Source organism: Streptomyces flavofungini (assembly GCF_030388665.1).
Lineage (GTDB): Bacteria > Actinomycetota > Actinomycetes > Streptomycetales > Streptomycetaceae > Streptomyces > Streptomyces flavofungini_A.
In genome coordinates this window covers 2710980-2722896 of record NZ_CP128846.1, presented here as the reverse complement: position 1 = coordinate 2722896, position 11917 = coordinate 2710980, and the positions used below count along the sequence as shown (strand labels likewise).

13 protein-coding genes and 5 tRNA genes are annotated in these 11917 nt (G+C 69.6%); 15 read left to right on the top strand and 3 right to left on the bottom strand.

Annotated features, from left to right (window positions below):
• The first annotated feature begins 389 nt into the window (after positions 1–389).
• From QUY26_RS10640 to QUY26_RS10600, 9 genes are all read left to right on the top strand, one after another.
• Positions 390–563, top strand: coding sequence for a hypothetical protein (locus QUY26_RS10640; RefSeq protein ID WP_289945359.1), 174 nt, complete (start codon positions 390–392; stop codon positions 561–563).
• A 68-nt stretch (positions 564–631) separates the two neighbouring features.
• On the top strand, positions 632–1429 hold the full coding sequence (locus QUY26_RS10635) for a fumarylacetoacetate hydrolase family protein (RefSeq protein WP_289945358.1): 798 nt from the start codon (positions 632–634) through the stop codon (positions 1427–1429).
• Entirely contained in the window at positions 1422–2894 is a 1473-nt protein-coding gene (gltX, locus tag QUY26_RS10630) for a glutamate--tRNA ligase (RefSeq protein ID WP_289945357.1), read from the top strand. The genes QUY26_RS10635 and gltX overlap by 8 nt, the downstream gene beginning before the upstream one ends.
• Before the next feature lie 73 nt (positions 2895–2967).
• Positions 2968–3708 (top strand): HAD family hydrolase, encoded by a 741-nt coding sequence (locus QUY26_RS10625; protein WP_289945356.1) that lies wholly within the window; start codon positions 2968–2970, stop codon positions 3706–3708.
• A gap of 89 nt (positions 3709–3797) precedes the next feature.
• Positions 3798–3869: transfer RNA gene (locus QUY26_RS10620), tRNA-Gln, on the top strand.
• 41 nt (positions 3870–3910) lie between these two features.
• Positions 3911–3983 (top strand) — tRNA-Glu (locus QUY26_RS10615).
• Between the two features lie 62 nt (positions 3984–4045).
• A tRNA-Glu gene (locus tag QUY26_RS10610) sits at positions 4046–4118 on the top strand.
• A gap of 24 nt (positions 4119–4142) precedes the next feature.
• Positions 4143–4214, top strand: a tRNA-Gln gene (locus QUY26_RS10605).
• 23 nt (positions 4215–4237) lie between these two features.
• A tRNA-Glu gene (locus QUY26_RS10600) sits at positions 4238–4310 on the top strand.
• A 143-nt stretch (positions 4311–4453) separates the two neighbouring features.
• Here QUY26_RS10600 and ndgR read toward each other — a convergent pair.
• Positions 4454–5170, bottom strand: coding sequence for an IclR family transcriptional regulator NdgR (ndgR, locus tag QUY26_RS10595; RefSeq protein WP_030361934.1), 717 nt, complete (start codon positions 5168–5170; stop codon positions 4454–4456).
• Positions 5171–5358: 188 nt separating this feature from the next.
• On the opposite strand from ndgR, the gene leuC reads away from it, so the two are divergent.
• From leuC to QUY26_RS10575, 4 genes are all read left to right on the top strand, one after another.
• Positions 5359–6783, top strand: coding sequence for a 3-isopropylmalate dehydratase large subunit (leuC, locus tag QUY26_RS10590; protein ID WP_289945351.1), 1425 nt, complete (start codon positions 5359–5361; stop codon positions 6781–6783).
• 6 nt (positions 6784–6789) lie between these two features.
• Positions 6790–7386, top strand: coding sequence for a 3-isopropylmalate dehydratase small subunit (gene leuD, locus QUY26_RS10585; protein WP_289945350.1), 597 nt, complete (start codon positions 6790–6792; stop codon positions 7384–7386).
• A gap of 283 nt (positions 7387–7669) precedes the next feature.
• A complete protein-coding gene (locus QUY26_RS10580; protein ID WP_190119854.1) occupies positions 7670–7906 on the top strand; it encodes a hypothetical protein in 237 nt (78 codons plus the stop codon).
• A gap of 190 nt (positions 7907–8096) precedes the next feature.
• Positions 8097–8792 carry an HU family DNA-binding protein gene (locus tag QUY26_RS10575; protein WP_289945345.1) on the top strand — a complete coding sequence of 232 codons (696 nt, stop codon included), beginning with the start codon at positions 8097–8099 and terminating at the stop codon, positions 8790–8792.
• Positions 8793–8994: 202 nt separating this feature from the next.
• Here QUY26_RS10575 and QUY26_RS10570 read toward each other — a convergent pair whose 3' ends face one another.
• Positions 8995–9198, bottom strand: coding sequence for a hypothetical protein (locus QUY26_RS10570; RefSeq protein ID WP_289945343.1), 204 nt, complete (start codon positions 9196–9198; stop codon positions 8995–8997).
• Positions 9199–9211: 13 nt separating this feature from the next.
• Positions 9212–9874 carry a 2-phospho-L-lactate guanylyltransferase gene (cofC, locus tag QUY26_RS10565; protein WP_289945342.1) on the bottom strand — a complete coding sequence of 221 codons (663 nt, stop codon included), beginning with the start codon at positions 9872–9874 and terminating at the stop codon, positions 9212–9214.
• A 230-nt stretch (positions 9875–10104) separates the two neighbouring features.
• Here cofC and QUY26_RS10560 point away from each other — a divergent pair, with 230 nt between their 5' ends.
• A complete protein-coding gene (locus QUY26_RS10560; protein WP_289945340.1) occupies positions 10105–10905 on the top strand; it encodes a lysophospholipid acyltransferase family protein in 801 nt (266 codons plus the stop codon).
• A complete protein-coding gene (locus QUY26_RS10555) occupies positions 10902–11912 on the top strand; it encodes an NAD(P)H-dependent glycerol-3-phosphate dehydrogenase (RefSeq protein ID WP_289945338.1) in 1011 nt (336 codons plus the stop codon). Before QUY26_RS10560 ends, QUY26_RS10555 begins: the two co-directional genes overlap by 4 nt.
• Positions 11913–11917: the final 5 nt, after the last annotated feature.

Here is an 11917-nt window from a genome sequence, read left to right as displayed (position 1 = left end):
AGCACAGTGCAGGATCTCCAACAAGGCCCGTGGGTCAGACCAGGAACTCCGTGACACCACGTGATTGGCGCGTTACGAGACGTAGAAAGTGAAGTCGCCCATAACGGACTTTCCCGTACGAGAACCTCGGGCGCGCCGGGTGTCCCAGTCTTCATGATCAGGAGCGGAATGGGCGCTTCAGGCGGGCAATGTCCGTTTTCAATGGTCGAACCGTCAGCCGGAATTGACCCTTTTGCCCACTACTAAGTGAGCAAACTCACATGAAGATCATGGCCTCTTCTGGACTTTGGTCGGGAATTGCATGTTTAGCCTGACGCTTTACAGGGATGGCGAAACCGACAACCGGCGTCCAGTGAGCGACGCCCCAACCGACAGGGTCGAAACGGCAGATGAAGTCCACGCTGATGTTCCGCAACATAGCCAACCCGCGCCGCACCACCCTCGCGCACCTCAAGGATGCCGACGAGGTGCAGGCCGCGCCGGAGCAGCCGGAACACACCACGGAACTGCCGGCCCAGACGGCCAACCCGCGCCGCACCACCCTCATGGACGTGCCGCAGTAACAAAGAGGACGGCCGCGAGGCCCCATAGACTCGACGCGTCACACTCCACCCAGACGCAAGGGGCTCCGTTGCGCATCGCCAGGTTCTCCATCGACGGCAATGTCGCCTTCGGCGCGGTCGAGGGCGAAGCTCCCCCCGGAAGCACCGAGGGGCTCGTCCTCGACATCATCAAGGGCATCCCGTTCGCCGACTTCGAGCTCTCCGGCACAAAGGTCCCGCTGAACAAGGTCCGCCTGCTCCCACCGGTCCTTCCCAACAAGATCGTGGGCATCGGCCGCAACTACGCGGACCACGCCAAGGAACTCGGCAACGAGATCCCCGACGCCCCGGTCGCCTTCTTCAAGCCGTCCACCTCCGTGTGCGGCCCCGGCGACCCCGTCGAGTACCCCTCGTTCTCCCAGGAAGTGCACCACGAGGCCGAGCTGGCCGTGGTCATCGGCCGGATGTGCCGTGAGGTGCCGCGCGAGCGCGTCGCCGACGTCATCCTCGGCTACACCTGCGCCAACGACGTCACCGCGCGGGACGTGCAGCGGCGCGAGAACCAGTGGTCGCGCGCCAAGGGCTTCGACACCTCCTGCCCGCTCGGCCCCTGGGTGGAGACCGACATCGACCTGGCCCGCGCCGCCGACCTGACCGTGCAGTGCACGGTCAACGGCGAGCAGCGCCAGCTGGGTCGCACCGCGGACATGATCCGTCCCATCGAGGACCTCATCGTCCACATCACCGAGGCCATGACGCTGCTCCCCGGCGACGTCGTCCTCACGGGCACCCCGGCAGGGGTCGGCCCCCTCAACGTCGGCGACGAGGTCGCCGTCACCATCGAAGGCATCGGCACTCTCACCAACAAGGTGATCAAGCGTGGCTAACGCGGTACGCGTACGTTTCTGTCCCTCCCCGACCGGCAACCCCCACGTGGGCCTGGTCCGCACCGCCCTGTTCAACTGGGCCTACGCCCGGCACAACGAGGGCACCCTGGTCTTCCGCATCGAGGACACCGACGCGGCCCGTGACTCCGAGGAGTCCTACGAGCAGCTCCTGGACTCCATGCGCTGGCTGGGCTTCGACTGGGACGAGGGCCCCGAGGTCGGCGGCCCGCACGCGCCGTACCGGCAGTCGCAGCGCATGGACATCTACCGGGACGTCGCGGCCAAGCTCCTCGACGCCGGCCACGCCTACCCCTGCTACTGCACCACCGAGGAGCTGGACGCCCGCCGCGAGGCCGCTCGCGCCGCCGGCAAGCCGTCCGGCTACGACGGCCACTGCCGCGACCTGACCGCCGAGCAGAAGCAGGCGTACGAGGCCGAGGGCCGCAGCCACATCGTGCGCTTCCGGATGCCCGACGAGGCCACCACCTTCACCGACCTGGTGCGCGGCGAGATCACCGTCCAGGCCGAGAACGTCACCGACTACGGCATCGTGCGTGCCAACGGCGCCCCGCTGTACACGCTGGTCAACCCGGTCGACGACGCCCTCATGGAGATCACCCACGTGCTCCGCGGCGAGGACCTGCTCTCCTCGACCCCGCGCCAGATCGCGCTCTACAAGGCGCTGATCGAGCTGGGCATCGCACGGACGATCCCCGAGTTCGGCCACCTCCCGTACGTGATGGGCGAGGGCAACAAGAAGCTCTCCAAGCGCGACCCCCAGGCCTCGCTCAACCTCTACCGCGAGCGCGGCTTCCTGCCCGAGGGCCTGCTGAACTACCTGTCCCTCCTGGGCTGGTCCTTCTCCGCCGACCAGGACGTCTTCTCGATCCCCGAGATGGTCGCGAAGTTCGACCTCGCGGACGTGAACGCCAACCCGGCCCGCTTCGACCTGAAGAAGGCCGAGGCGATCAACGCCGACCACATCCGGATGCTGGACGTGAAGGCCTTCGCCGAGGCCTGCGCCCCCTGGCTCAAGGCCCCGCACGCCCCCTGGGCGCCGGACGCCTTCGACCAGGAGAAGTGGGACGCGATCGCCCCGCACGCCCAGACCCGTCTGAAGGTCCTCTCCGAGATCACGGACAACGTCGACTTCCTGTTCCTGCCGGAGCCGGTCTTCGACGAGGCGTCCTGGACGAAGGCGATGAAGGAGGGCAGCGACGCCCTGCTCCGCACCGCCCGCGAGAAGCTGGACGCGGCCGACTGGACCTCGGCGGAGTCCCTCAAGGAGGCCGTCCTGGCCGCGGGCGAGGCCCACGGCCTGAAGCTCGGCAAGGCGCAGGCCCCGGTACGCGTCGCGGTCACCGGCCGCACGGTCGGCCTGCCGCTCTTCGAGTCCCTGGAGATCCTGGGCAAGGAGAAGGCACTGGCCCGCGTCGACGCGGCCCTGGCCAAGCTCACCGCGTAACCGCGCCGGTACGTCACGTACGAAGGGCCCGGAAGCCACCACGGCTCCCGGGCCCTTCACGTACGTTCGAAGCATGCCGATCAGAGCCGAGCGGATCAAAGCCGTGGTCTGGGACATCGACGACACGATCTTCGACTACGCGCACGCCGACACCGAGGGCATGCGCGCCCACCTCGTCGCCGAGGACCTCCTGGCCGGGTACGGCACCGCCGAGGAGGCCCTCGCGCTGTGGAAGGAGACCACCGAGCGCCACTGGGGCCGCTTCGGCGCCGGTGAGGTGGACTTCGAGACGCAGCGCCGTGACCGGGTGCGCGACTTCGTGGGGGCCGCGCTCGACGACACCGAGGCCGACGCCTGGTTCGCCCGCTACCGCGTGCACTACGAAGCCGCCTGGGCCCTCTTCCCGGACACCCTGCCGGCCCTGGACGCCCTCGCGGGCCGCTACCGGCACGCGGTCCTGTCCAACTCCGCGCACGTCGTGCAGGACCACAAGCTGCGCGCCCTCGGCGTGCGCGACCGCTTCGAGGCCCTGCTCTGCGCCGCCGACCTGGGCGTCTCCAAGCCCGCGGCGGAGGCGTTCCACGCCGTGTGCGAGGCCCTCGACCTCGCGCCCGCGGAGATCGCCTACGTCGGCGACCAGCCGGAGATCGACGCCCGCGGCGCCCGCGACGCGGGCCTGCTCGGCATCTGGGTCGACCGCAACGGCTCGGCCCGGGAAGGCCCGTCGGGCGTCCACCGCATCGGCGGCCTCGCCGAGCTGCCCGCGCTGTTGCTGGCCGATACCCGTTTTGGAGCGCCGTCCACCTTCGGGTAATGTTCTTCCTGCGCCGCCCGAGAGGGGCCGAAAGGTCCGGACCGGGAAGCGCAAGTCAAACAAAGCCCCCACAGGGGGTTGCGCTTTGATGGCCTATGGTGTAATTGGCAGCACGACTGATTCTGGTTCAGTTAGTCTAGGTTCGAGTCCTGGTAGGCCAGCTCGCAGAGCTCATCTGCACTTGCGGATCCTGATCCGCGAAGCCCCCGTTGTGTAGCGGCCTAGCACGCTGCCCTCTCAAGGCAGTAGCGCCGGTTCGAATCCGGTCGGGGGTACAGATCCTTCCCGTGAGGACAGTTCGGGTCGCACCCACTGACTTCAATGCAGGATCGCTAGGGCCCCCGTTGTGTAGCGGCCTAGCACGCCGCCCTCTCAAGGCGGTAGCGCCGGTTCGAATCCGGTCGGGGGTACTGTGGTCTGGTCTAGACCACCCATGGGCTATGGTGTAATTGGCAACACGAAGGTTTCTGGTTCCTTTGTTCTAGGTTCGAGTCCTGGTAGCCCAGCGCAGTAACAGCAACACCAGCAAGCCCCCGTTGTGTAGCGGCCTAGCACGCCGCCCTCTCAAGGCGGTAGCGCCGGTTCGAATCCGGTCGGGGGTACGCGAAGAGGAAGCCCTTCCCGGTCGGGAAGGGCTTCTTCGTGTACGGGCGTACGACACCCGTTGCGGACGTACTGCACCCCCCCAACTCCCGCCCGCCGCTGCGGCGTTGGAGCCGCGGGCCGGAGATGAGGGGTGACCGTGTCAGCTGGTGCGGCGCAGCGCCTCGGAGAGGCGGCCCGCCGCGTCGATGACGGCCTGGGCGTGCATCCGGCCCGGGTGCCGCGTCAGCCGCTCGATCGGCCCGGAGACCGACACGGCCGCCACCACCCGGTTCGACGGACCGCGCACCGGAGCCGACACCGACGCCACCCCCGGCTCCCGCTCGCCGATCGACTGCGCCCAGCCGCGGCGGCGCACGCCCGACAGGGCCGTCGCCGTGAACCGCGCGCCCTGCAGGCCCCGGTGCAGCCGCTCCGGCTCCTCCCAGGCCATCAGGATCTGCGCCGACGAACCCGCCTTCATCGTGAGCGTCGAACCCACCGGGACCGTGTCCCGAAGGCCCGAGAGACGCTCCGCCGCGGCCACGCAGATCCGCATGTCGCCCTGGCGGCGATACAGCTGCGCGCTCTCGCCCGTCACGTCCCGCAGATGCGTGAGCACCGGACCGGCCGTCGCGAGCAGGCGGTCCTCGCCGGCCGCCGCGGCCAGCTCGGCCAGGCGCGGGCCGAGAATGAATCGGCCCTGCATGTCTCGCGCCACCATCCGGTGGTGTTCCAGAGCCACGGCCAGGCGATGGGCCGTGGGTCGTGCGAGCCCGGTGGCCGCGACCAACCCGGCAAGGGTGGCGGGACCGGACTCCAGGGCGCTCAGGACAAGGGCTGCCTTGTCGAGAACGCCTACGCCGCTAGAGTTGTCCATGCAACGATACTCGCGTCTCACTCTGTGAAACGCAAGTTCAAAAATTCCGGGAACCCGCCACTCTGTAGGAGCGGTCCGCAGACCAACGGATTCGCGGCCGGCGTCCGGCACGCAGTCACGAGGGGTACGACGCCGGCGAACCGATTCTCTAGTTGGGCCGGCGCACGACGCCGGTCGGAGGGAAAGCGATGGGTAGGACTCTCGCGGAGAAGGTCTGGGACGACCACGTCGTCCGGCGCGCCGAAGGCGAGCCCGACCTCCTCTTCATCGATCTGCACCTGCTGCACGAGGTGACGAGCCCGCAGGCGTTCGACGGCCTCCGGCAGGCAGGACGCCAGGTGCGGCGCCTCGATCTGACCATCGCCACCGAGGACCACAACACCCCGACCCTCGACATCGACAAGCCCATCGCCGACCCCGTCTCCCGCGCCCAGCTGGAGACGCTGCGCAAGAACTGCGCCGAGTTCGGCGTCCGGCTGCACCCGCTCGGCGACGTCGAGCAGGGCGTCGTCCACGTGGTGGGACCGCAGCTGGGACTGACCCAGCCCGGCACCACGGTGGTCTGCGGCGACTCCCACACCTCCACGCACGGCGCCTTCGGCGCGCTGGCCTTCGGCATCGGCACCTCCCAGGTGGAGCACGTCCTCGCGACCCAGACGCTGCCGCTGGCCCGCCCCAAGACCATGGCCATCACCGTCGACGGCGAACTGCCCGACGGCGTCACCGCCAAGGACCTGATCCTCGCCATCATCGCCCGGATCGGCACCGGCGGCGGCCAGGGCTACATCCTGGAGTACCGCGGCCCGGCCATCGAGAAGCTCTCGATGGAGGCCCGCATGACCATCTGCAACATGTCCATCGAGGCCGGCGCCCGCGCGGGCATGATCGCCCCCGACGAGACGACCTTCGCGTACATCAAGGACCGCGCCCACGCCCCGCAGGGCGCCGACTGGGACGAGGCCGTCGCGTACTGGAAGACGCTGCGCACCGACGACGACGCCGTCTTCGACGCCGAGGTCTACATCGACGCCGCCGAGCTCTCCCCGTTCGTCACCTGGGGCACCAACCCGGGCCAGGGCCTGCCCCTGTCGGGACACGTCCCCGACCCGGCTTCGTACGAAGACGCTTCGGAGCGGCTCGCCGCCGAAAAGGCCCTGGAGTACATGGGGTTGAGCGCCGGACAGCGGCTGCGGGACATCAAGGTGGACACCGTCTTCGTAGGCTCCTGCACCAACGGCCGTATCGAAGACCTCCGATCAGCCGCCGCCGTCCTCGACGGGCGCAAAGTCGCCGACGGCGTACGGATGCTGGTGGTGCCCGGCTCGGTGCGGGTCGCCCTGCAGGCCGTCGAGGAGGGCCTGGACAAGGTGTTCACCGCGGCGGGCGCCGAATGGCGGCACGCGGGCTGCTCGATGTGCCTGGGCATGAACCCCGACCAACTCGCCCCCGGCGAGCGCTCCGCGTCCACGTCCAACCGCAACTTCGAGGGCCGTCAGGGCAAGGGCGGACGCACCCATCTGGTGTCGCCGCAGGTCGCCGCCGCCACCGCGGTCACCGGCCACCTGGCATCGCCCGCCGACCTCGCCGACGCCCCCACGACCGCCGGAGTCTGATCAGCCATGGAAGCCTTCACCACCCACACCGGCCGGGCCGTGCCGCTGCGCCGCAGCAACGTCGACACCGACCAGATCATCCCCGCCCACTGGCTCAAGAAGGTCACCCGGGACGGGTTCGAGGACGGACTCTTCGAGGCCTGGCGCAAGGACGCCGAGTTCGTGCTCAACAAGCCGGAGCGGCAGGGCGCCACGGTCCTGGTCGCCGGGCCCGACTTCGGCACCGGATCCTCCCGCGAGCACGCCGTCTGGGCGCTGCAGAACTACGGCTTCAAGGCCGTCATCTCGGCCCGCTTCGCCGACATCTTCCGTGGGAACTCGCTCAAGAACGGCCTGCTCACGGTGGTCCTCGAGCAGTCGACCGTGGACGAGCTCTGGGCCCTGACGGAGGCGGACCCGACCGTCGAGATCACCGTCGACCTGCACGAACGCCAGGTCCGCGCCCCGGGTGTCAGCGCCTCCTTCGAGCTGGACGAGAACGCCCGCTGGCGGCTCCTGAACGGCCTGGACGACATCAGCATCACCCTCCAGAACGAGCAGGACATCGCGGCCTACGAGTCCCGGCGTCCCGCGCACAAGCCGCGCACCGTGCAGGCCGTCTGACGCGCTTCCCCCGAGCGGCCCAGCGGACCTTCGCGAGTCGCCCGGGAGTGCTCCGGCACCCGATGTACCCCCAATCGTGGACGGTTGGGGGTACATCTGCGTCCGGCCCCCGTATGTGCCCCGATGACCTGAACGGGTGGTCTCAACTGCCTTGATCTGAAGGGAAGAAGAGGCCGGAAATCCACTTGCACCCCGAGGATGCGGTTATCCTCAGATGGGCGCCGGAGGAGGGTAGTTACCCCCTGCGGAGGCGACAACTCGCCCCAGATGGCACAATCGGTGCATGGGACGCGACGACCAACTCGAGCTCTACGGACTCGTGGCGGACCAGTTGAAGGAAGCGCACTCCCGAGTGCGCGCACTGCAAGTCCCGGAGGGCGTACGGATGGCGCTGACCCGGAAGCTGCTGGTCATTACGGCCGCGGCCAAACACGATCTCGCCGATGCTGCAAGGCGTCTGGAGCGGTTGATGGCGTACCTCGACGAAGGCGACGAGGGCCGAATCCCTGAAGACGGCTGAGTGGCGGGCCCCAACGGGCCTGCTGGGTCCCAACGGGCCTCAACGGGCCTTCGAGGAACTCCTCGAGAGTCCAGGTCGTTGCGGCACAAGGGTGATTAGCCCGTTTCGTGTTTGATTTGCGGTATATATCTGCCTAACGTGCGAAAAAGCCTGGCACATTCGCTCAGGCAATGTCTCCGAAGGGGAAGACGTGAACAAGGCGCAGCTCGTAGAAGCGATTGCCGACAAGGTCGGTGGCCGTCAGCAGGCCGCCGACGCCGTGGACGCGGTTCTGGACGCCATCGTCCGTGCCGTCGTCAGTGGAGACCGAGTTTCGGTCACCGGCTTCGGCTCGTTCGAGAAGGTCGACCGCCCGGCCCGGTACGCCCGCAACCCGCAGACCGGGGAGCGTGTTCGGGTCAAGAAGACCTCGGTGCCCCGCTTCCGTGCGGGCCAGGGCTTCAAGGACCTGGTGAGCGGCTCGAAGAAGCTCCCGAAGAACGACGTGGCGGTCAAGAAGGCGCCCAAGGGCAGCCTCTCGGGTGGCACTTCTTCCTCGCGGACCACCGTCAAGAAGGCGGCGGCCAAGAAGGCGACCACCGCCAAGAAGGCCACGGCCAAGAAGACGACGGCGAAGAAGACCACCGCCGCCAAGAAGGCCACCACCGCCAAGAAGGCGACCACGGCCAAGAAGGCCACCACCGCCAAGAAGGCGGCGAAGACGGCCACGGCCAAGAAGACCACGGCCAAGAAGACGGCCAAGGCCGCCACGGCGAAGAAGACCACCGCCAAGAAGGCCGCCGCCAAGAAGGCGCCCGCCAAGAAGGCCACGGCCAAGAAGGCGCCGGCCAAGAAGTCGACGGCGCGCAAGACCACCGCCAAGAAGGCCACCGCCCGCAAGAAGTAAAGGGCAGAGGGCACTCACGCGCCGGGCCGGGCTCCCCAAGGGGAGCCCGGCCCGCGGCGTGCCCGGGGGGCTTTTCCTCGGGGAGGGGGCTCAGGAGCGTCTTCGGGGGAGAGGGGGAACGTCTTCGAAGGAGACGGGGAACATCTTCGGGGGCCCAGAACGCCTTCGGCGGGATGCGGAACGTCTTTCTTCGGGGGAGGGCTCAGAACGTCTGCAGCGTCACCAGCGTGATCCGGCGCCCCTCGCCCTCCCCGGTCACCTCGATGCGCACGCGCTGGCCGGGCCTGAGCAGCCGCAGGCCGCCCGCGTCGAACGCCGGGGCGTCGAAGGGCACCGGGGTGCCGTCGTCGAGGAGCACGCTGCCGGTGCGGGTCTCGGAGTCGTACGTGTACGCGGTGGCCTGCATGGGGGAAGCGTACTCAGTCCGGGATCAGCAGCCCCGCGGCGGCCGCCGCCGTGTGCGGGCCCACGCCGAGGGCGAGCGCGGCCCGCAGGTCGTCGCCGGTGTCCACGTCCTGGCGCACCGAACCCGCGTCCCCGACGCCGTCGGCGGCTCCGGCGTGCCCGCCGCCGAGTTCCACCGCGCCCGAGTCGCGGTGGCGCGCCCGGGACGCGCCGCCGAATCGGGGATCCAATTCCGTGCCCGGACCCGCGGTGAGCAGCGTCGTGCCGATTCCCGCGGCGTCCGGGAGGAAAGCGCGGGCGAATGGGGTGGCGGCGTCGAGGACGCGGGCCAATTCACGGGAGCGCAGCGCGGGCAGATCGGCGTTCAGAGCCGCCACCGGGGCCCCTGGCCGCCCGGAGCGCACCTGGCGGGCCGCGTGCGCCAGCGCGGCGTTGAGGCCGTCCCCCGGAGCGTCGGGGACGACGTGGGCGCCGAGCGCGCCCAGTTCGCGGCCCGCGCGGACGTCGTCCGTGACGACCACCACATCCCGCACCGACGGGCAGGCCACCGCCGCGGCCACCGTGTCCTGCGCGAACGCCAGGGCGAGCGCGGGCCGCAGACCGTCGCCGGCGGCGGGCGCGAGACGGCTCTTGGCCCGCTCCAGGGGCTTGAGCGGTATCACCACGGTCCACTGCACGCCCGGCTCCGTCCTTCGCGTGCGCCCATTGTGACCTGGGAGAAGGAGGCGGACGGGAGGTGGGGTGCGGGGGCGGCCGCCGGTGCGGGGGTCCGGGTGCCCGGCGGAAACGGGCCAGGCGGGGCGTGACGGGGGCAGGGCGGACAGGTGGGCGTACCGTGTTCTCGACAGGACGGCAGCCGGGGGCGACACTTGTGCGGCCGACCAGGCTCATGGAGGAAGGTGTCCGAGTGTCCCGCCGCAGAATCGGCTTCTGGTACCGCTTGGCGGCGGTCATCGCTAAACCGCCGCTGTTGGTTCTGATCAAGCGGGACTGGCGGGGAATGGAGAACATTCCGGCCGACGGCGGTTTTATCGCCGCCGTGAACCACAATTCCCATCTCGACCCGTTCGCGTACGCCCACTTTCAGTACAACACCGGGCGGGTCCCGCGTTTCCTCGCCAAGCACGGGCTCTTCAAGAAGGGCTTCGTCGGGGCGTTCATGCGGGGCACCGGGCAGATCCCGGTCTACCGCGAGACCACCAACGCGCTGAGCGCCTTCCGGGCCGCCATCGAGGCCGTCGAGCGCGGCGAATGCGTGGCGTTCTACCCCGAGGGCACCCTCACCCGCGACCCCGACCTGTGGCCCATGACGGCCAAGACCGGCGTCGCGCGCGTGGCCCTGCAGACCAAGTGCCCGGTCATTCCGGTGGCCCAGTGGGGCGCCAACCACGTCCTGCCGCCGTACGCGAAGAAGCCCGACGTGCTGCCCCGCAAGACCCACCACGTGCTCGCCGGCGAGCCGGTCGACCTGGCGCGCTTCTACGACAAGGAGATGACCCCGGACCTCCTGAAGGAGGCCACCGAGGCCATCATGGCGGCCATCACCGAGCTCCTCGAGGAGCTGCGCGGCGAGCAGGCCCCGCAGAAGCGTTACGACCCGCGTGAGGTTCGTCTCGCGCAGCGCCGCAAGGCCAAGGAGACCTCCGTCGACGGGAACTCCGCCGCCAGCAGCCGTACAGAGCAAGGCAGTTCGGAGGAGAGCAAGTGACCCGATCCCTGAAGGCCGCCGTCTTCGGAACCGGCTCGTGGGGGACGGCCTTCGGGATGGTCCTGGCCGACGCCGGCTGCGACGTCACCCTGTGGGCCCGCCGCGCCGAACTCGCCGACGCGGTCAACTCCACCCACACCAACCCCGACTACCTGCCGGGCGTCGGGCTGCCCCGGAACCTGACCGCCACCACCGACCCGGCCGCCGCCGCGGACGGCGCCGACTTCACCGTGCTCGCCGTGCCCTCGCAGACGCTGCGCGGCAACCTCGCCGCCTGGACCCCGCTGCTCGCCCCCGACACGGTGCTCGTCTCGCTGATGAAGGGCGTCGAGCTGGGCTCCGCCATGCGCATGAGCGAGGTCGTCGAGGACGTCACCAAGGCCCCCGCCGAGCGGATCGCCGTCGTCACCGGGCCCAACCTGGCCCGGGAGATCGCCGCCCGTCAGCCCGCCGCGTCCGTCGTCGCCTGCACCGACGAATCGGTCGCCCAGCGCCTCCAGGGCGCCTGTCACACGCCGTACTTCCGGCCGTACACGAACACCGACGTCGTCGGCTGCGAGCTGGGCGGCGCCGTCAAGAACGTCATCGGGCTCGCCGTCGGCATCGCGGACGGCATGGGCCTCGGCGACAACACCAAGGGCTCGCTGATCACGCGCGGGCTCGCCGAGACCACCCGGCTCGGCCTCGCCATGGGCGCCGACCCGCTCACGTTCTCGGGGCTCGCGGGCCTCGGCGACCTGGTGGCCACCTGCTCCTCGCCGCTCTCGCGCAACCACACCTTCGGCACCAACCTCGGCAAGGGCATGACCCTGCAGGAGACCATCGCGGTCACCAAGCAGACCGCGGAGGGCGTCAAGTCCTGCGAGTCCGTGCTCGATCTGGCCCGCAGGCACGGCGTCGACATGCCGATCACCGAGACGGTCGTCGGCATCGTGCACGAGGGCACGCCGCCGCTCGTCGCCCTCAAGGAGCTGATGTCGCGCAGTGCCAAGCCGGAACGTCGCTGACCGCA

Bases quoted from the DNA above. Each gene is read 5' to 3' on its own strand.
- QUY26_RS10640 (WP_289945359.1), top strand. From the start codon at position 390: ATGAAGTCCACGCTGATGTTCCGCAACATAGCCAACCCGCGCCGCACC.
- leuC (WP_289945351.1), top strand. From the start codon at position 5,359: ATGGGTAGGACTCTCGCGGAGAAGGTCTGGGACGACCACGTCGTCCGG.
- leuD (WP_289945350.1), top strand. From the start codon at position 6,790: ATGGAAGCCTTCACCACCCACACCGGCCGGGCCGTGCCGCTGCGCCGC.
- QUY26_RS10625 (WP_289945356.1), top strand. From the start codon at position 2,968: ATGCCGATCAGAGCCGAGCGGATCAAAGCCGTGGTCTGGGACATCGAC.
- QUY26_RS10580 (WP_190119854.1), top strand. From the start codon at position 7,670: ATGGGACGCGACGACCAACTCGAGCTCTACGGACTCGTGGCGGACCAG.
- QUY26_RS10570 (WP_289945343.1), bottom strand. From the start codon at position 9,198: ATGCAGGCCACCGCGTACACGTACGACTCCGAGACCCGCACCGGCAGC.
- ndgR (WP_030361934.1), bottom strand. From the start codon at position 5,170: ATGGACAACTCTAGCGGCGTAGGCGTTCTCGACAAGGCAGCCCTTGTC.